Source organism: Nakamurella sp. PAMC28650, assembly GCF_014303395.1.
Classification (GTDB): domain Bacteria; phylum Actinomycetota; class Actinomycetes; order Mycobacteriales; family Nakamurellaceae; genus Nakamurella.
In genome coordinates, this window is the sequence record NZ_CP060298.1 from 1,533,047 (window position 1) to 1,551,593 (window position 18,547).

Sequence of the window (18,547 nt, forward strand, 5' to 3'; positions counted from 1 at the left end):
CCGACAACACGCGGTGGCTACTCTCGTCTGCACCCCCATGGGCCGCCCGCCGGGCGCCCCCGGCGAACGGAGGCCTGCGTGACCCGACGGCACGTCCAGATCGGCTGTGATTTCGTCCACCAGGCACAGGTCGACACCTCGACCGTGTTCCAGGTGGCGCCCTTGAACGACCGGATCTCGGACGAGGTGTTCACCTTCTCCCCCTCGGTGGATTCCCACGAGTACCACGACATCTACGGCAACCGGTGCCTGCGGGTAGTGATGCCGGCGGGCCGATCCGAGTTCAACTACCGGGCGATGGTCGACGTCCCGGACGAGACCGAGGACTTCGACCTGTCGGCCCCGGAAATCCCGCCGCACGACCTGCCCGACGACGTACTCGTCTACACGATGCCCAGCCGCTACTGCCTGCCGGACATGCTCGGTAACGAGGCCTGGTCACGGTTCGCCCAGACGCCTCCCGGATATGGCCGCGTGCAGGCGATCTGCGATCACGTGAACAGTCACCTGCAATTCGCCTACGGCAGCAGCTATCCGACCTCGACGGCGGCCGACGTCAACGCCTCCGGTTTCGGCGTCTGTCGAGATTTCACGCATCTGGCGATCTCATTCTGCCGCGCGCTGAACATCCCGGCCCGCTACGTGTTCGGCTATCTGGCCGACATGGACGTGCCGGTGGACCCCGCCCCGAACGATTTCGCCGCCTGGATGGAGGTCTGGCTGGGCGACCGTTGGTGGACGTTCGATCCACGGAACAACGTGCGCCGCAAGGGCCGGATCCTGATCGGCCGCGGCCGGGACGCCTCCGACGTCGCGATGGTGACGACGTTCGGGGGGCCCCTGCTGGAATCGATGTTCGTCATCGCGGACGAGGTGTTCCCGGCCCGGGAACTCCACCGACCCGAGGATTCGCAGGAGCTGACCGCCGGCCGCCAACGGTGACCGGCGGACGTGCGGTGGCCGGTGGGGATGAAGCGGAGTTGGCCCACGGACTGCAGATCGCCGCCGCGCTCGGGCTGGAACCACTGGAGTCCGAGGGTGGTCTCTTCCGTCGCACCTACACTTCGGAGAGTGTCACCGCCATCTACTACCTGGTTGCCGGGCAGGACTTCTCCGCCATGCACCGGATGAAGACGTCGGATGAACTGTTCCTCTTCCACGCCGGTTCGCCCCTCCGGATGCTGATCCTGGACCCTCTCCCGGGCCGCGAGGAACTGCTGGGACCGGACCCGCTCCTTGGTCACCACCCGCAATTGCTCGTCGCCGGCGGGGTCTGGCAGGGCGCTTCGTCCACCGGGTCGTGGAGTCTGGTCTCCACCGTGGTGGCCCCCGGCTTCCAGTGGTCGGACTTCGAGCTCGGTGATCGGTCGGAGCTCACCGCTGACCACCCCCGCTGGGCCGAGCGCCTCGACCAGTTGTGCCGCTGACGCCGCTCAGCCCGACAGGGCGGCCAGCGCTTCCCGGACCATGGCCATCGGGCTCCGGCCCACCGGTCGGAGCACGACCGACGTCGCACCGGCTTCCCAGAGCGACCTGATCCGTTGCGCTGCAGCCTCTCCCGTTCCCGCAGCAACGTAGACCTCTGACTCGGCCCGGCCCTGGAGGGTTCCGAACTCATGACGGACCGGCGCGAGGGCCGTCTCGACCGCCTGCGGATCGTCGCTGATGCACAGGTGGGTCATCACCACGATCTGATGTGCGCTGGTCGCCGAGATCTGCTGCAGCGCAGCCGTGACCTGCTCGGGCCCGGTTCCTTCGGCCAGGATCGTGCCGTCCGCCACCCGTCCGGCAAGCTGCAGCGACTTGGGCTTCATCACTCCGGCCAGCAGGGGCGGAACGGTCCGCGGCGGATGCACCAGTTGGACACCGGCGAGATGTACGTAGCGGGCGTCGATCTCGACCCGTTCGCCGGCCAGCAGCCCGCGGACGGCGACGAACGATTCCTCGAGCAACGTCAGCGGTGATGCGACGCCGGCTCCGACCTGTGTCATCCAGGCGCCGACCCCGTGACCGATCCCGGCGAGCAGCCGGGACGGGTGCATCCGCTCGAGCGTCGCCAATTCCATCGCCAGGACCGCCGCGTTGCGCAACGGCGCCGGCACGATGCCGATGCCGACGGTCATCGTGTCGGTGACCGAGAGGGCAGCGGCGGCGGCCGAGATCGCCCCGCTCCATCCGAGGTCCTCGACCACCCAGAGCTCGTCGACCCCGGCCGCCTCCAGGTCACGGGCGAAGCCCGGCAGTTCCTCTGGCGGTCGTGCGCGGTCGAACATCACGCCGAGGCGTCCGGTGGTCATGGATCCGCAAGGTATCACCCTGCAGGTCGACGCAGCGGCTCTCCCGGCCCCCGGCGCAACCACTACGGTGGTGGACGGCGCGGGGCGCCGGACGACAGGGAGTCCGGCTGAGATGCACCCGTGGAACCTGCCAAGGTAGTGCTTGCGAAGGGAACGCCCGATGAAGGACAGTTCGACGACGACGACGACGACGACGACGACGACGCCGCCCGCAACGGACGACGGGCCGGTGACCAGCGAATCGGTGACGGTCGGCGCGGTGATCGACGCGGTGCGTGCCGGTTCGCCGCTGGTGCACTGCGTCACCAACACGGTGGTCGCCAATTTCACCGCGAACGCGCTGCTGGCCGCCGGCGCAGCCCCCGCGATGGTCGATGCGCCCGAGGAATCCGGCGTGCTGGCGTCGGTGGCCGGCGCCCTGTTGATCAATCTCGGCACGGTGACCAGCGCCCAGGCCGACGGGATGCGCGCCGCGATCCGCGGCGCCAATGCGGCGGGCGTGCCCTGGGTGCTCGATCCGGTCGCGATCGGCGCGCTCCCGATGCGCACCGGGCTGGCCCGCGAGTTCGCGGCGTTGGGTCCGGCCGTGATTCGGGGGAACGCCTCCGAGATCGGTGCGCTCGCCGGGGGTGCGGGCGGGCGGGGTGTCGACTCCACGGCGGACGTAGCCGATGTGGCACTGGTCGCGGCCGAGATCGCGCGCGAGTTCGGCACCGTGGTGGCGATCAGCGGCGCCGTCGACCTGATCACCGACGGGACCCGTACTGCGAGGGTGTCCTCCGGCACCGCGATGTTGACCCGGGTCACCGGCGTCGGCTGTTCGCTCGGCGCGCTGATCGCCGCCTGCGCGGCTGTCACTTCCGACGTCCTGATGGCGGCGGCTGCGGCCACCTCCTGGGTCTGCGTGGCCGGCGAGGAGGCGACTGCCGCCAGCAAGGGTGCCGGGTCTTTCGCGGTAGGCTTCATCGACGCGCTGGACCTGTTGTCCGCCAACGAGATCGCGGTCCGCAGTGGAGTGAGCATTTCTTGACCCATTTCGATTTCTCCGTCTACCTCGTCACCGACACCCGTCTGTGTGGGGGGCCGGCCGGAGTGCTGGACACCGTGCGGCGAGCCGTCGCCGGCGGTGTGACGGCGGTCCAGGTGAGGGACCCGCTCGCGTCAACCCGTGAACTGGTCGAACTGTCGAGAGCCGTGCTGGGCGTGCTCCGGGGTAGCGGCGTTCCGCTCATCGTCAACGACCGGGCGGATGTCGCACTGGCGGTCGGCGCCGATGGTCTGCACGTCGGTCAGCGCGATCTGGATCCGGTGTCGGCCCGCCGGCTGATCGGCCCGACGATGCACCTGGGACTCTCGGTCTCGACTCCCGGCGACCTCACGGCCGCGTCCGACCTGCCGGTCGGGACGCTCGACCTGCTGGGTGTCGGACCGATCCGCGACACCCCATCGAAGGTCGACGCCTCGCCGGCGATGGGTTTCGACGGCCTGGCGCGGATCTGCCGGGACAGCCCGTTGCCGTGCGTGGGCATCGGGGGTTTGCAGCTGGAAGACGTGACGGCCCTGAAGAGTGCGGGAGCTGTTGGCATGGCCGTCATCTCGGCCATCTGTGGACGTCCCGACCCAGAGGCCGCGACCCGTGAACTGGTGTCGGCGTGGGCATCGACATCGGAGCCCGCGTGATGGTGGGTGTCGGCAGGACGCGACCGGAGGGGCATCCGCCCGTCGTCCTGAGCATCGCCGGTTCCGACCCCGGTGGAGGGGCCGGGATCCAGGCGGACCTGAAGACGTTCAGTGCGCTCGGCGGCTACGGCTGCGCGGTCATCACCGCGTTGACGGCGCAGAGCACCCGCGGGGTGACGGGAGTGTTCGCCGTTCCGGCTGCCTTCGTCACCGAACAAATCGACACCCTGTTCGCCGACGTCGCGATCGACGCCGTCAAGGTCGGCATGATCGCCGATGCCGACATCGCACGGGCGGTGGCCCAGGCGATCCGGACGCACCGGCCGCCGTTCGTGGTGCTCGACCCGGTGATGGTGGCCACTTCCGGAGACCGTCTGCTGGCGCCGGACGCCGAGGAGGTCATGCGTCAGGAGCTGATGCCGTTGGCGGACCTGATCACCCCCAACCTGGACGAGGCGGCGGCTCTGCTGGGGCGGTCCAGGGCCGTCTCCGCCGGGCAGGCCCGCACGCAGGCACTGGCCCTGCTGGCCCTGGGCGCTCGTCGGGTGCTGGTCAAGGGCGGGCATCTCACCGGCGTCGAGGCGACCGACTTCCTGGCCGATCTGGACGGGGTGGTACACGAACTATCGGCGCCCAGGGTCGACACGGCCAACACGCACGGCACCGGCTGCACCCTGTCCTCGGCGATCGCCGTGTTGCGTCCCCTGTCCGGCGACTGGCTGACCGCCGTCCGGGGGGCGAAGGCGTACCTGACCGCCGCTCTCCAGGCCGCCGACCAGTTGGTCATCGGCGGGACCGGATCCACTCCCGGTGAGTACCGCGGTCATGGCCCGGTGCATCACTTCTCCACGCTGTGGCCCCCGTTCGGCGTGGATCAACTTCTCAGGCATGGGCGAAAGTGATGACTCCTGTCACTCCAGTCCCAAACAAGCGAAGTTGATCCATGCAGCCCGGGATCGAGCTTGGACGGGCGCTCGGATGGGCGCCGGGGGGTTCGGTCTGCGGACAGGACCAGCCTCGGGCAGATCCGTCGGCGCGGCCGGTCGTCCACAAGGGGCCGTCGGTACGCACGGTCGGCAGTGCCTGACGAGGGTGGAGGGTGGAACAGCATGGTGACGCCTGATCGTGGACCCCTCTCGGGCCGCATGCGGCAGGGTTCGATCTACGCCCAGGGGGTGCTGGGTCGTACTCCAGCAGTGCCGACCAGCTGGCCCCGGCTCGAGGCGCTGGCCCGTAGACGACTGTCCCGCAAGGCCTACGCCTACGTGGCCGGTGGTGCTGGGCTGCAGGACACGGTCGCGGCGGACCGGGCGGCCTTCGATCGATGGCGGTTGACGCCTAGGGTGCTTCGTGATGTCTCGTCACGGGACATCGGGGTGGAGTTGTTCGGCCGGCGGATTCCGGCCCCGATCCTGCTCGCACCGGTCGGTGCCCTGGGCCTCGTCCATCCGGAGGCTGATGTCGCGGTGGCCAGAGCGGCTGTTGCACAGGGACTCCCGTACATCTTCTCCAACCAGGCCTCCCGTTCGATGGAGGAATGTTCCGCGGTGATGGGCGATGCCCCGCGCTGGTTCCAGCTGTACTGGAGCACCTCGGACGACCTGGTCGCCAGCCTGGTCCGCCGCGCCGAGGGCGCCGGCTGCGAGGCCATCGTCGTCACCCTGGACACCACGATGCTCGGCTGGCGCCCGTGGGACCTGGACCTCGGCCATCTGCCGTTCGCATCCGGTGAGGGAATCGCCCAGTACACCAGCGACCCGGTGTTCGCCGGGCTGGTGGCTAATCGTGCCGGTTCCACCTCCCCCAGGCCCTCTCTCGCCGAGATACCGGCCGCACTCGCTGCACTGCTGCGGATCTCACGGCGGCACCCCGGCGCACTCCTGGACAACCTGCGGTCACCCGTCCCGCGCGCCTCGGTGCAGACGTTCCTGGACGTCTACTCCCGCCCGTCGCTGACCTGGGAAAATCTGTCCTTCCTCCGCGAGATCAGCTCGTTGCCGGTGGTTCTCAAGGGTGTGCTGCACCCAGATGACGCGCGCCGTGCCGTCGAGGAGGGCGTCGACGGGGTCATCGTCTCCACCCACGGCGGCCGACAGGTCGACGGTGCACAGGGATCGCTCGACGCGCTACCCGGCGTCGTGGCGGCGATCGAGGGCCGGATCCCGGTGCTGATGGACAGCGGCGTCCGGGGCGGCGCCGACATCGTCAAGGCCATCGCCCTGGGAGCCACGGCGGTCTGCATCGGCCGTCCGTACGCCTATGGGCTCGGGCTCGCCGGCACGCAGGGTGTGTCGGAGGTGCTGTCGAACCTGGCCGCCGAACTCGACCTGACGATGGGTCTCTGCGGGTACACCGCCCTTGACCAGCTGGGGCCGGACGTGCTGGCCCGCAGGGTCGACGGGTAGTACCTCCAGTCAGGTGCAACATCGGAGGGTCGGCCACTACCCCGACGCCGCAACGGCCGTCTCGAGATACGCCGCCCAGCCGCCGAACCCGGTGATGTCGCTGCTGCGCAGCGCTGCTTCCTGCGAGCAGCCGAAGCCGACCACCCAGGTGCCGTCGGCCAGTTCCACGCTGGTCAGGCTCATCGGGGCGGGCAGCCGGGCGAGCAGGGCGCCGAGACCGGCCGGTGACAAGAGCCATTTCTCGCCGCTGATCGGGGCGCCCCGGCCCGGGTCCACCCGCACCAGGCCCGGTTTCGGGGGAGTGGTGTCCAGTGCGACGAGGCGGTAGGCGTCGCTGGTCCGTACCGGCGCCACGAATCGGGCGCCCAACGCCTCCAGTTGTCCGTTCAACGGCTGATCGCGCAGGTGCGCTCCGAAGACCGTCAGCTCGATCCCGTTGTCGGGCAGTGGATCCCCCGACGGCACGCCGAGGAGCCGCGCGGCGAGATCCAGCGCGACCTGGTCGTGGAAGGCCGGGACCACCATCATCACGCCGAACGGCGCTCCCTGGGCCGGGGCGGACGGGAAGGCGACCGCCGCCATGTCCAGCAGGTTGCAGAAGTTGGTGTAGGTACCCAGTCTTCGGTTGATCGAGATCGGGTCGGCCTGCACCGCTGCGATCCTCGGGTGCTCGGTCGTGGTCGGCAGCAGCAATCCGTCATAGCCGGCCAGGGTGCGGCCGGCGGCCGACTTGGCCCTGCGCAACGTGTCCAGGTCGTCGATGACCGCGGGGCCGGCCACCTCGCCGGCACTCAGGATGATCGACGAGACCGTCGGGTCGGCGCCGGGCGGCCGGGTCGCCATGAACCGGCCGACGGCCGCATAGCGCTCGGCGACGATGGCCCCGTCGTACAGCAGGAGGGCCGCCTGCAGCATGCCGGAGATGTCCACCCGGTCCACCACGCAACCAATCTCTTCGAGATCGGCGACGGCGCAGGCGAAAGCGGCGCGATAGGTCGGCTCGAGGGGCTCCAGGTCGGCCTCGCGTGGGACGGCGATCCGCGGTCGCGAGGGCGCGGCCAACGGTACGTCCGAGGGCCAGGTGCGGCTCCGCGGGTCGGCGGCATCCGGCCCGGTCATGACCGTCATCGCCCGACGGGCCAGCGGCAGTTCCTGCGCGAGGACCGTCACGCAGTCGTAGTCGGCGCAGGCCGGGACCACGCCGGTGTTCGGTACCAGTCCGAGGGTCGCCTTCAGGCCGATCAGCCCGTGGAACGCCGCCGGCACCCGGCCAGAACCGGCGGTGTCGGTGCCGATGCCGATGTCGGCGATACCCAGCGCGACGGCCACCGAGGAACCGGAACTCGATCCACCCGAGACCCTTTCGGGATCCCACGCACACCGCACCGCCCCGTATGGTGAACGGACGCCGACCAGACCGGTGGCGAACTGGTCCATGTTCGTCTTGCCCAACACGATGGCGCCGGCGTCGATCAGACGCTGGACCGCCGTCGCCGTCCTCTCGGGGGTGAAGGCGAACTCCGGGCAGGCCGCGGTGGTCGGAATTCCGGCGACGTCGATGTTGTCCTTGACCGCGACGAGGATGCCTGCCAGCGGAAGGAGTTCGCCGCGGGCGACTCGGAGGTCGATCGTCTCCGCGTCCGCCAGCACGGACTCCGGCGTCCGCAGGGTGATCCATACCTCCGGGCGATCGGCCGTGGCGATCCGCTGGTAGGCCGCTCGGACCCGTTGCACCGCAGGTATATCCATGGCGATGGCGGACCCCAGGAAGTCGAGGGTGCTGCTCATCCGTTCCACCGTGCCCGCTCGGCCGCGAAGGCGACCCGTCGGCCCGCCCGCAGTGCCGCGATCTCCGCCGCATGAGTCACTTCGATATCGGCCACCTCGGCCAGCGAGAACTGCGCCGGCCGGGCCACCAGATCAGCTCTGCCGGCGAGGATGTCGGCCCGGGTATCTTCCAGTTCCGCAGTGCTGACCGGCGCGAACCGCAGGCGGTCGAATTGTCGGAGCAGCCAGGGCTGCGGGTCCCGCCCCGGCTCGTCGGGCAGCAGTCGCCAGACCGGCACGGTGCGCCCGACCAATTGGTAGCCACCCGGCCCCTCCATGCCGTAGACGCACAGGTAGATCCCGCCGATGCCGACCGCGTTCTGCGGCGTCCAGGTCCGGGCCGGGTTGTACTTCGTGGTGACCAGTCGGTGTCGTGGATCGATCGGCACCGCCACCGGCGCGCCAAGGTAGACGTCACCCAGACCGACCACCAGATAGTCTGCTGTGGCGACGATGTCGAACACGTCGCTGCGCTCGGCGAGGTCGTTCATGCGCCGGATGAACTCGACGTTGTCCGGACACCAGGGCGCCGTCGGATTGACCGACTTCTGGTATCTCCGCATCGCCTCGTGCGCCTGTGGGTGATCGAAGGCGATGGGCAGGGTCACCTCACGGACGTCGAGCACGACCGAGGTGGGGTCGGCCACCTGCCCGGCCAGCTCGGCCAGCAGGCCGGCGAGATGGGTGGGGCGCAGCAGGGTGTCGTCGACCGCGACCAGCAGGGACCTGACGCCCTCGACGATCTCGGTGACCCCGCCCGGCCGGTTGGCACGCAGAGCATCGGCGAGCAGGTGCACCCACATCCGTACCGTCAGGTCGAACTCGACGTTGCCCGCCTCGACCAGGACGTGCCGGTCACCGGCGAGTCGGACGGTGAAGTCGGGGTGGTGCCCGCTGGGTGGCAGCGCCACGATGGGGGCCGGAAGTCCGAGCGGCTCCCGGGTTTCGCGTGGATCAACTTCCCAGGCATGGACGAACTCGTCGACTCCTGTCCCTTCAGTCCCATTTCGGCCATCTTGATCCATGCCGGCGAAGTTGATCCATGCTGCCAGGGTGGCGCGGCGGGCGGCCGAAGCGGTCTGCGCCTCGTCCAGCGACACCGGGACCAGCCGGACGGCGTCACCGGGGCGCAGCTGGCCGAGAATCCAGCGGTCGGCGCCGATCACGACGCACGGCACCACGAAACCGCCGAGGCTGGGGCCATCCGGACCGACGATGACCGGTGTGTCCCCGGAGAGCATGATCCCGCCGACCGGGTACGCGGAGTCGTGGACGTTCGACGGGTGCAGGCCGGCCTCGCCGCCGTCGGTCCGGGCCCACCGCGGAGTCGGGCCCGTCAGGCGTATCCCGGTTCGGTCCGACCGGTGGTCGACCGTCCACCCCGCCGCGAACAGCGCCTCGGCACCGTCCGACGTCAGGTGCACCGGAGCGCCGTGCGGCCCCACCATGACCCGCAGGTTCCAGGCCGACATCAGCTCCGGCAGGGCGCTGGAGACATCGCACCCGGAGCCCCCGGACCCCCCGAGCGGCAGCCGATCCCCGGCCTGCAACGCCCGGCCGGACAGACCCCCGAACTTGCCGAGGACGAACGTCGAACGGCTACCCAGCACCGGGTCGACGTCGATGCCCCCGGAGACCGCCAGGTACCCGCGCATCCCCGGACCGGCCAGCTTGCCCAGGTCCAGGACCCCGCCGGCCGTCACCGCGGTCGGGACCCCCGGGGTGAGCCTCGTCCCGTCCAGGACGGCGTTCGACGCGGCGCCGGCGACGCAGATCACGCTGCTCGCCGTGAACCTCAGCACCGGACCGACCATGACGCATTCCAGGCCGGCCCCCCCGCGCGAGTTCCCGACCGCGAGATTCGCCAGGGCGAAGGAGAAGTCGTCAAAAGCTCCGGATGGGGGCACGCCGACGTCCCATCGGCCCGACCGGCCGGCCTGGTCCTGGACCGTGGTCTGGATTCCTGGCTTGACCACCTCGATCACGGCATCGCCGGAGGCATCGGACCGGACCGGATCGGACAGGGCGACCGTCACTTGTCCCACCAGCCCAGGAGTTGCACCGGCGTGGGATTCCAACCGTTGCAGGGGTTGTTGAGCTGCGGACAGTTCGAGATCAGCACCAGGATGTCCCGGTCGGCGAGGATCTCGACGTACTTACCGGGTGCCGAAAGGCCGTCGGCAAAGGTCAGCCCACCCTCCGGGGTGACCGGGACGTTCATGAAGAAGTTGATGTTGTGCCCGAGTTGTCGCTGCCCGATCCCCGCCGCTGCGCCGTACTTGAGGAAGGTCTGGCGGCAGGCGTGCTGGTGGCGGGTGTGCTCGCCGTAGCGGATCACATTCGACTCCTGGGCGCAGGCGCCGCCGACCGTGTCGTGCCGGCCGCAGGTGTCGGCGACGATGCTGGCCAGCAGATCCCCGCGGCCAGAGAGCAATCTCGAACCGGTGGTCAGGTAGACGCCGGCCTGCTCGCGAATGGTATCGAAGGCGCTGTAGCGGTTGTCGATGTCGCCCGCGTCGTAGAGCAGGGTGTCGGTGGCCTGATTGCCGTCGAGGTCGACGATCCGGAACCGACCGCCGGCCGGAACGGTCCCCAGGAAACCGTCCCCAGCGCCGACCACCATGTCCAGCACGGCCTGCTCGGGCAGCAGGGAGCTCTCGGTCAGCGACGTCAGGACGCCGGTCATAGGAACACCTTTCGGGTCTGCTCCAGGGCGCGGGCACTCTCGGGGCGGAACAGCACGGACGGATCCATGGCATCCCACGGATCGACTGCGGCGACATCGGCCCTGACCCCGGCTGGTGCGTACACGGTGGCCGGGTCGAGGGGGTGCGGTGTCGTCGCGAGCAGGATCAACAGGTCCTGCTCGGCCCGGAGCGTCACGTGGTCCCCGGTGACCGACGAGGACGGCCGGAACGTCAACGAGCACCTCGTGTCATCGGTCGAGGTGACCCTGGAGAAGAAGTTGACGGTGCCGTGCAGGTCCGCCTCGCCCATTCCGTATTTGGCGAGTTCCACCAGGAACAGGTCCCGTGCACTCCGCTGCCAGGAGTTGCGGTCGTGCTGGTAGTCGGTGGGGGAGAACCGTTCCAGGTCTCGAGGGCCGGTGAATCCACAGAGGGCGTCGTGCCAGTCCACCGACGAGTCGACGACCGAGGCCAGGGCTTGACCGCGGTCGCTCATCAGTACCACAGGAGGCAGGATCCGGGCCGTCATCTGGGCCTTCAGGGTGTCGGGCAGATTCATCCGGTCCAGTCGGTCGGCGGCGAACACCAGGGTGGACACGTTGGCACCGTCACCGGTGGTGGTCAACGTCAGTGCGCGGCCGGCTCGCAGCCCGACCGACCAGGCTGCCCCGCCGGGGATGTCGTGCGTATGGAGCGGGGCGCTCATGAAGTGGCCGGCGAAGTCACGTCGGCCAGCGGCATCTCGTGCCCGATCGCCGCACGGTAGGCGCGCTTCTTCCCGGTGAACACCAGGAATCCGCCGACGACGACGATCCCCAGGAAGAGGAGGGCGAAGTACTGCAGCACGGGGCTCGTCCCGTAGACCTCCGGCCGCGGCCAGGCCAGGTTGATCATCATCGCGAGCCCGAACAGCACCGCGAGGATGTTCACGACGAACCCGAACCGGCCGAGGGTGAAGATCGACTTGCCGGTGTCGTCGGTCTGCGCCGGCATGGCGCCCCACGAGCCGTTGATGCGCCGGACGAGCATCGGCACCGTCACCAACAGGTAGGCCAGGTACAGCAGGACGATGCAGGTGCTGGTCAGGGCGGTGAAGACACCCGCCTGGCCGAGGTTGACCAGCAGCAGGCCGACGGAGAGCAGGCCCACGACGACCGAGGCCACCGCGATGGCTCCGCTCTTGGAGACACGGCCCAGCTGCTTGGAGAACGGCAGGACCTCGTCGCGCGACATGGAGAAGATCATCCGGGTGGTGGCCGTCTGGATGGCCAGTGTGCAGACGAACGCGGCGAAGACGACGTCCGCCAGGAAGACGCGGCCCAGGGTGTCGCCCAGCCGACTGGTGATGACGTAGGCCAGGCCCTGGCTGGAGATGTTCGGGTCGTTGGCCTCCGGGGCGGCCATCAGCGCGCCGATCAGCAGCAGGGTGCCGCCGGCGGCCGAGATCGTCAGGGCCCGAAGGATGCTGCGGGGAGCGGTCTTCCGCGGATTGTGGGTTTCCTCGGACAACTCGCCGGCCGAGTCGAAGCCGACCATCACGTAGGCGGCCATCAACGAGGCGACCAGCAGCGAGCCGAACAGCCCACCGGACAGACCCTGCGTGTTGAGCACGATCCCGGGACCTCGCTTGGCCTTCGAGAACAGCGCGATGCACAGGAGCACGACACCGATGAGCTCGGCGGTGACGCCGATGGCGTTGATCCTGGCCATCACCCGGACGGCGACAGAATTGATGAACGTGGTGACGGTCAGCACGATGACGCCGAGGATGATCGCGTTCTCGGCGCCCGTCTTCGTGGTGGGATTCGGGTCACCGCCGACCATCTGGAACCCGGACCAGATGGCCGGCAGCACCGCCTGCATGGCGATGGCTGCCGCTGCCACCGTGACGATCTGGGCCAGGATCATCGTCCAGCCGGCGAACCATCCGACGATGTGGCCGCCGAGCCGACGCGACCACTGGTAGATCGCACCCGAGATCGGGTACCGCGCAGCGAGTTCGGCGAAGCAGAGGGCGACCATCAACTGACCGAGGAAGACGGCCGGCCAGGTCCAGAAGAACACCGGTCCGGCGAAGGAGTATCCGAAACCGAACAACTGGAAGATGGTGGTGAGGATGGAGACGAACGAGAACCCGGCCGCGAAGGAGGCGTAGGTGCCGATCGATCGGTGGAGTTGTTGGTGGTACCCGAACTCACCGAGATCGGAGGACGCACGGGTGTCGGTGTTCTCAGCAACGGCGGTCATGTCGCGACTCCTGGGATGACGAGAAGCCCACGACGACGCCGGCGGGGGCCTGTTTGGCCTCCCGGGCTTTTATCCCGCCGTGGAGCAGTCCCGGACGACGGACTGCCTGCATCTCTCGGTCGCGGCCCGACGGCGGTTCCAGACCCTGGAGACCGACGATCGGCGGAACCCTAGACGCGCCCCGCCGATCTGCAGCGGGTCAATGTGAAGTGAACTCATGACGTGTTTCGGCAGTGGTCACCGCCGGTTTCGTCTCGGTGACCGAACAGCGGAAACGAGAAACGATGCGGAAACATGCGGTGCTCTCACCCGGCGCGTCCACACCCCGGACGAGCGGGCCCGATGCGATCCGCCGGGGTGCAGGGGGAGCCGTCCCGCCCTGGCATCATGGGCTCCTGTGAGTGCAACCCTGCTGGCCCGCGACCTGACCGCCGCGCACGGCGACAAGATGCTGTTCGCCGGGCTCGATCTGGTGGTCTCACCGGGTGACGTGGTCGGGTTGGTCGGCGTCAACGGGGCCGGGAAATCCACCCTCCTGCGGATGCTGGCGGGTATCGACCCACCGGAGTCAGGTCGCATCTCGGTCAGCCCGCCGGACGCCACGGTCGGCTACCTGCCGCAGGAGGTCGAGCGACCGGACGGCGAGTCGGTCGGGCAGCACCTGGCCAGGCGGACCGGGGTGGCGCTCGCCGAGAAGGCCATGGAGCAAGCAACTGTGGCGCTCGCCGAGGGTAGGGATGGCGCTGATGACGTCTATGCCGCGGCGCTGGAGCGTTGGTTGTCGCTCGGCGGCGCAGATCTGGACGAGCGCACCGACGCGGTGCTGGCGGACCTCGGTCTGGTCGTCGATACCGCGATGCCGATGACGGGGCTCTCCGGCGGCCAGGCGGCCAGGGTGGGCCTGGCCGCCCTGCTGCTGTCCAGATTCGACGTACTCCTGCTCGACGAACCTACGAACGACCTGGATCTGGACGGCCTCGACCGGCTCGAACGCTTCGTCACCGGACAGCGGGTGGGCATGGTGGTGGTCTCGCACGATCGGGAGTTCCTGGCCCGCTGCGTGACGATGGTGGTGGAACTCGATCTGGCCCAGCAGAGCGTCGGGGTCTACGAGGGTGGCTACGACTCCTACCTGGCCGAGCGAGAGGTGGGTCGCCGTCATGCCCGCGAAGCCTTCGAGGAATACGCCGATCGCAGGTCCGGCCTGCAGGAGCGTGGCCGGATGCAGCGTGCCTGGCTCGATGCCGGCCTGCGCAAGGCGACGAAGAAGAAGGACAACGACAAGATCGGCCGCAATTTCCGCGTGGAGCAGACCGAGAAGCAGGCGGCTAAGGCCCGGCAGACCGACCGGATGATCGAGCGCTTGCCCGAAGTGGCCGAGCCCCGGAAGGAATGGGAGCTGCAGTACTCGATCCAGGCGGCCCCACGTTCGGGCACGGTGGTGGCGGTCGCCCGAGAGGCGGTGGCCCGGCGTGGGGAGTTCACCCTCGGTCCGGTGTCGCTGCAGGTGAACGTCGGGGATCGGATCGGTGTCACCGGTCCCAACGGGAGCGGGAAGTCGACTCTCCTCGGCGTCCTGCTCGGCCGGATCGAAGTGACCGAGGGCGCAGCGGGTCTCGGCTCCGGCGTGTTGCTCGGTGAGGTGGATCAGGCCCGCAGTCTCCTGCTCGGACCGGGCGGTCTGCTGCGCACCTTCGGCGACCTCGTCCCGGACTGGCCGGAATCCGAGGTCCGGACCCTGCTCGCCAAGTTCGGGCTGAAGGCCGAACACGTGCTGCGACCGGCTATCTCGCTGTCGCCGGGCGAGCGGACCAGAGCGGCCCTCGCGCTGCTGCAGGCGCGAGGCGTCAACCTGCTGGTGCTCGACGAACCGACCAACCATCTCGACCTCGCGGCGATCGAGCAACTGGAGCAGGCACTGCAGGAGTACACCGGCACGCTGCTGCTCGTGACGCACGACCGCCGGATGCTCGACGTGGTCAGCCTCGATCGCCGTTGGCAGGTCGAGCGCGGTGTGGTCACCGAGGTCTGACCGCGCCTGACGCGGTGTCAATCGTCGAGCCGGACAGCACAAGACCCCGTGCGCCTGACGGCGACACGGGGTCGGTGATCGATCCGGTGGCGGAGGATAGGGGATTTGAACCCCTGAGGGCGGTTAACCCAACACGCATTCCAAGCGTGCGCCATAGGCCACTAGGCGAATCCTCCGCTGCGAACTATACCGGGAGTCAGGGGCCGTGCCGACCAAGGAGGCCCGAAGGGCGGTACGTGTGCTCGACGGCGCCGTCGGCCCCCGGGTGTCCGTCCCAGCGGGGCAGGGATGGCCGGATCCGGGTGCGGGGTGGCGTCCGGATATCCGTCGGTCGCCGCGGCGGATCAGGACCCGGCCGTCGTGTACCGGGGTTCACCTTTGGGGCCTTTCATTGGTCCCGATTCGAATGTCAATGCGATTGGAGGCGGTGAACACGGGCCGCCGGACGCGGAAAATTGGGAAAATCTCTGCAATCCGCCGATCCAACCTCTGCAACCAGGCGCCCGAGACCGGTGCCCCTGCGGGGTGGACTTCGCGCCCCGACTTGCGTCCGGGGAACGGCGAAGCTTCGCCATTGCGGATCGGTAGAAGTGCGCCGCTCGAAGTGAACCGGGGTGCACCCCGGCCCGGATGACTAGGCCTGCAGGGGGTTCCGGTGTGCAACCGGGGGAACAAAGAGGGCAATGCTTCTCATGAATTTGCGACATCGGGTGAACAGAGCCGACAAAATGAGGCTCTTGTGACGTTCTCGTGGGCGTCTTGACCCCTGGTTGTGGGCGACACACCGTGCCCGGTATAGCTTCTGGATTATCTAGAAACAGTCACTATCCAGGAGCACGGTGTGCGCGGTGTAACGATATGGCGAAAGCTGCTCGGTGTCGAGCAACTGCAGGTGTGCGATGTGGCGTGGGAGGAGGCCGACGACCGGCAGGTGCTGGTCGTTTCGGTGCGTGCGACGAAGGGCGCCCGGAGCAGGTGCAGTCGATGCCGGCGTAGACGGCCGGGCTATGACCAGGGCGGCGGAACCCGGCGGTGGCGGTCGCTGGACTGGGGGTCGACGATGGTATTCCTGCAGGCTGCGGCTCCGCGGGTGAACTGCCGGACGCACGGGGTGGTCGTCGCGGCGGTGCCGTGGGCCCGACCCGGCGCGCGGGCAACCCGAGCGTTTGAAGACCAGTGCGCGTGGTTGGCGGCGCACACCGCTTCGTCGGTGGTGGCGCAGTTGATGCGGACGTCGTGGCGGCACGTGAGCGCAATCATCGAGCACGTCGTCGCCGACGGTTTGGCCGGCCGGGACGTGCTCGCGGGGCTGCAGCGGATCGGCATCGATGAAATCTCCCACCGCAAAGGCCAGCGGTATCTGACGTGCGTGGTCGATCAAGACTCCGGCAGATTGGTGTGGGCCGCACCGGGCCGCAACAGCGACACCCTGGGTCGGTTCTTCGACCAACTCGGCCCAGAACGGGCGGCGGCGTTGACGCACGTCTCGGCCGACGGGGCGCAGTGGATCCACGACACAGTGACGGTCCGGGCCCCGCAGGCGGTGTTGGGGTTGGATCCTTTTCATGTTGTGGGGTGGGCCACCCGGCAGTTGGACAATGTGCGTCGTCAAACGTGGAACATGCTGCGGGGCAACAGTAGCTCCGCGCAGGCGTCGTCGGTGAAGGGCAGCCGCTGGGCATTGCTGAAAAACCCGGCGGACCTGTCCCCGGAGCAACGCGGGTCGGTCGCCTCGATCGCGAAGACCAACCGAAATTTGTATCGGGCGTATCTGCTGAAGGAGCAACTGCGGGCCGTGTTCCAGGTCAAGGGCCAGGGCGGCCGGGAACTGTTGGCCGGGTGGATCGCCTGGGCCAGCCGCTCCCAACTGCCCGGGTTCATCGCCCTGGCCGCAACGTTGAAGCGGTTCCAGCAGCTGATCTGGAACACCCTGATCCACCAGATGAGCAACGCTCAGTCCGAGGCCACCAACACTCACCTACGGGCCTTGACCCGCCGGTCCTACGGCTTTCACAGCCCAGAAGCGTTGATAGCCATGGCGATGCTTACCAGAGGCGGGTTATGCCCGCCGCTACCAGGCCGCTAACTGGCCCACGAAAACGTCAGGAGACCCCAAAAAATGAGTCACTCTCCGGAATCAAAGCACTACTCATGTGCCATGCCGAGTTCTCGACGGGGTTACGGGGTAAATCTCCGGCGTGTCCCGACATGCAGTCGGGAGCGATCTTGAGGCATCATGATGTCGATACAGGCATCGGGCGTGGTACCGAGCCGTTGATGTGGAGGCCGGGTTTGACGCAAATCAGGGTGCATGAGTTGGCTTCGGAACTGAATGTCAGCACCCAGCAGGTTCTCACGATTCTGGTGGACCTCGGCCAGAAGGTCCGCGGATCCTCGACGGTGATCGGGGTCTCTGCTGCCGCGCGGGTGCGAGGCAGGTTCCGACTGCCGAAGGCGCCATCGGGTCCATCGGTCGTGCGCGCCGGCGAACCCACGGAGGGCTCGCACCCGGCGGGATCCTCGGTGGAGGTCGAAAGATCGACCCCCACTCCAGGGTCGGCGATCGTGATGGCGCCGACCGTGACGGCTTCGGCCGTGACAGCGCCGGCAGTGACAGCACCCGCCGTGCCGGTGCTGCCGACGGTGCCCGTGCCCGGAGTCGCAGCGGGGGCCGGCCACTCGCTGTTCCTGCCGCCCGTCGCCCCTGCCGGGCCGGTGACGGTGGCCAGGTCGACCGGTGCGTTCTCGAATCCGTTCACCGTTCCGGCGGGCAGGGCCCCGCGGCCGTCCCACCCGGCGATGCATGCGGTACCGCAACCGCCGCGGTCGGTGGCCAATCGCGTCCCGCCCGTCCCGCCCGTCACCGAACCGGAACCGGATTTCGATGCTCTGTGGGAGGGCCGGGGGATCAGCAGGTCCGAGAAGGCCCGTTGGCTCGCGGTGGGGCTCCGTCCCTCCGAGGCCGAACTGGCCGACCGGTGTCGGGCCGCTGACATCGCTCCTGACGAACTACCTGCGCGACTGTCCGGTCGCACGGCACTCCAGCGTCTGCGCGATGGCGAGGCCAGTACCTCGGTCTGGGCCAGGATCAGGGAGGCCGAGCAACAGCCGCGCCGTGCCGGTACCAAGCTCACAGGACGATTTCAGCTGAGCTGAGCTGCGGAGATGCGCGCGGTCGGCGACTGCGGATCAGAGCAGTTAGACTCAGCCCGGACCCCCGCGGCGTCCATCTCATCAACCCCCCCAGGGCCGGAAGGCAGCAAGGGTCCGTGAGCTCTGACGGGTGCGGGGGTCCCCTCATGTCCGGCCCCACAGCCTGGTCCTGCCTACCGCTCCCACACCACCGGGAGCCCGAGCGGCAGCTCTGACGGG

The 18,547-nt window shown here is 68.8% G+C and carries 15 protein-coding genes, 1 tRNA gene, 1 other RNA gene and 1 riboswitch; of the genes, 10 read left to right on the forward strand and 7 right to left on the reverse strand.

The genetic code is table 11. From position 1 onward, the window contains the following. The first annotated feature begins 78 nt into the window (after window positions 1-78). Window positions 79-942, forward strand: coding sequence for a transglutaminase family protein (locus H7F38_RS06900; protein WP_187093432.1), 864 nt, complete (start codon window positions 79-81; stop codon window positions 940-942). A gap of 14 nt (window positions 943-956) precedes the next feature. Continuing rightward, on the forward strand, window positions 957-1,427 hold the full coding sequence (locus H7F38_RS06905) for a cupin domain-containing protein (protein ID WP_222618504.1): 471 nt from the start codon (window positions 957-959) through the stop codon (window positions 1,425-1,427). A 6-nt stretch (window positions 1,428-1,433) separates the two neighbouring features. On the opposite strand, the gene H7F38_RS06910 is transcribed toward H7F38_RS06905, so the two are convergent. Continuing rightward, window positions 1,434-2,297: an LLM class flavin-dependent oxidoreductase gene (locus H7F38_RS06910; RefSeq protein WP_187093433.1), complete on the reverse strand. Its 864-nt coding sequence runs from the start codon at window positions 2,295-2,297 to the stop codon at window positions 1,434-1,436. A 70-nt stretch (window positions 2,298-2,367) separates the two neighbouring features. Further along, window positions 2,368-2,468: riboswitch (TPP riboswitch) on the forward strand. Here H7F38_RS06910 and thiM point away from each other — a divergent pair. The 4 genes from thiM to H7F38_RS06930 all read left to right on the forward strand — a co-directional run bounded on the left by thiM (window position 2,458) and on the right by H7F38_RS06930 (window position 6,382). Further along, window positions 2,458-3,327 carry a hydroxyethylthiazole kinase gene (thiM, locus tag H7F38_RS06915; RefSeq protein ID WP_187093434.1) on the forward strand — a complete coding sequence of 290 codons (870 nt, stop codon included), beginning with the start codon at window positions 2,458-2,460 and terminating at the stop codon, window positions 3,325-3,327. (Overlaps the previous riboswitch by 11 nt.) Beyond that, window positions 3,324-3,977: a thiamine phosphate synthase gene (thiE, locus tag H7F38_RS06920; RefSeq protein WP_187093435.1), complete on the forward strand. Its 654-nt coding sequence runs from the start codon at window positions 3,324-3,326 to the stop codon at window positions 3,975-3,977. Before thiM ends, thiE begins: the two co-directional genes overlap by 4 nt. Beyond that, the gene (thiD, locus tag H7F38_RS06925) at window positions 3,977-4,879 is read left to right on the forward strand and encodes a bifunctional hydroxymethylpyrimidine kinase/phosphomethylpyrimidine kinase (RefSeq protein WP_187094529.1); all 903 of its coding nucleotides are present in this window, start codon (window positions 3,977-3,979) and stop codon (window positions 4,877-4,879) included. The genes thiE and thiD overlap by 1 nt, the downstream gene beginning before the upstream one ends. Before the next feature lie 207 nt (window positions 4,880-5,086). Continuing rightward, window positions 5,087-6,382 carry an alpha-hydroxy-acid oxidizing protein gene (locus tag H7F38_RS06930; RefSeq protein ID WP_187093436.1) on the forward strand — a complete coding sequence of 432 codons (1,296 nt, stop codon included), beginning with the start codon at window positions 5,087-5,089 and terminating at the stop codon, window positions 6,380-6,382. Window positions 6,383-6,418: 36 nt separating this feature from the next. Here H7F38_RS06930 and atzF read toward each other — a convergent pair whose 3' ends face one another. From atzF to H7F38_RS06955, 5 genes are read right to left on the reverse strand one after another with little or no spacing between them, the layout of a single operon-like run. Further along, entirely contained in the window at window positions 6,419-8,170 is a 1,752-nt protein-coding gene (atzF, locus tag H7F38_RS06935; protein ID WP_222618505.1) for an allophanate hydrolase, read from the reverse strand. Further along, a complete protein-coding gene (locus H7F38_RS06940; protein ID WP_222618506.1) occupies window positions 8,167-10,245 on the reverse strand; it encodes a 5-oxoprolinase/urea amidolyase family protein in 2,079 nt (692 codons plus the stop codon). Before H7F38_RS06940 ends, atzF begins: the two co-directional genes overlap by 4 nt. Next, window positions 10,242-10,895: an urea amidolyase associated protein UAAP2 gene (locus H7F38_RS06945; RefSeq protein WP_187093437.1), complete on the reverse strand. Its 654-nt coding sequence runs from the start codon at window positions 10,893-10,895 to the stop codon at window positions 10,242-10,244. Before H7F38_RS06945 ends, H7F38_RS06940 begins: the two co-directional genes overlap by 4 nt. Next, window positions 10,892-11,602 (reverse strand): urea amidolyase associated protein UAAP1, encoded by a 711-nt coding sequence (locus H7F38_RS06950; RefSeq protein WP_187093438.1) that lies wholly within the window; start codon window positions 11,600-11,602, stop codon window positions 10,892-10,894. The genes H7F38_RS06945 and H7F38_RS06950 overlap by 4 nt, the downstream gene beginning before the upstream one ends. Next, on the reverse strand, window positions 11,599-13,143 hold the full coding sequence (locus H7F38_RS06955) for an amino acid permease (protein ID WP_187093439.1): 1,545 nt from the start codon (window positions 13,141-13,143) through the stop codon (window positions 11,599-11,601). Before H7F38_RS06955 ends, H7F38_RS06950 begins: the two co-directional genes overlap by 4 nt. A 397-nt stretch (window positions 13,144-13,540) precedes the next feature. Between H7F38_RS06955 and H7F38_RS06960 the strand changes: the two genes are divergently transcribed. Beyond that, entirely contained in the window at window positions 13,541-15,175 is a 1,635-nt protein-coding gene (locus H7F38_RS06960; protein WP_187093440.1) for an ABC-F family ATP-binding cassette domain-containing protein, read from the forward strand. An 87-nt stretch (window positions 15,176-15,262) separates the two neighbouring features. Here the strand turns inward: H7F38_RS06960 and H7F38_RS06965 are convergent. After that, window positions 15,263-15,351: transfer RNA gene (locus H7F38_RS06965), tRNA-Ser, on the reverse strand. Window positions 15,352-16,016: 665 nt separating this feature from the next. Here H7F38_RS06965 and H7F38_RS06970 point away from each other — a divergent pair. The 3 genes from H7F38_RS06970 to ffs all read left to right on the forward strand — a co-directional run bounded on the left by H7F38_RS06970 (window position 16,017) and on the right by ffs (window position 18,476). After that, window positions 16,017-17,261: an ISL3 family transposase gene (locus H7F38_RS06970; protein WP_187093441.1), complete on the forward strand. Its 1,245-nt coding sequence runs from the start codon at window positions 16,017-16,019 to the stop codon at window positions 17,259-17,261. Between the two features lie 230 nt (window positions 17,262-17,491). Further along, window positions 17,492-18,331 (forward strand): hypothetical protein, encoded by an 840-nt coding sequence (locus H7F38_RS06975; RefSeq protein WP_187093442.1) that lies wholly within the window; start codon window positions 17,492-17,494, stop codon window positions 18,329-18,331. A gap of 52 nt (window positions 18,332-18,383) precedes the next feature. Beyond that, an RNA gene (ffs, locus tag H7F38_RS06980) (signal recognition particle sRNA small type) lies at window positions 18,384-18,476 on the forward strand. Window positions 18,477-18,547: the final 71 nt, after the last annotated feature.

Coding starts and splice junctions, on each gene's coding strand:
- H7F38_RS06910 (WP_187093433.1), bottom strand. CDS start 2,297: ATGACCACCGGACGCCTCGGCGTGATGTTCGACCGCGCACGACCGCCA.
- thiM (WP_187093434.1), top strand. CDS start 2,458: ATGAAGGACAGTTCGACGACGACGACGACGACGACGACGACGACGCCG.
- thiD (WP_187094529.1), top strand. CDS start 3,977: ATGGTGGGTGTCGGCAGGACGCGACCGGAGGGGCATCCGCCCGTCGTC.
- H7F38_RS06930 (WP_187093436.1), top strand. CDS start 5,087: ATGGTGACGCCTGATCGTGGACCCCTCTCGGGCCGCATGCGGCAGGGT.
- atzF (WP_222618505.1), bottom strand. CDS start 8,170: ATGAGCAGCACCCTCGACTTCCTGGGGTCCGCCATCGCCATGGATATA.
- H7F38_RS06945 (WP_187093437.1), bottom strand. CDS start 10,895: ATGACCGGCGTCCTGACGTCGCTGACCGAGAGCTCCCTGCTGCCCGAG.
- H7F38_RS06950 (WP_187093438.1), bottom strand. CDS start 11,602: ATGAGCGCCCCGCTCCATACGCACGACATCCCCGGCGGGGCAGCCTGG.
- H7F38_RS06955 (WP_187093439.1), bottom strand. CDS start 13,143: ATGACCGCCGTTGCTGAGAACACCGACACCCGTGCGTCCTCCGATCTC.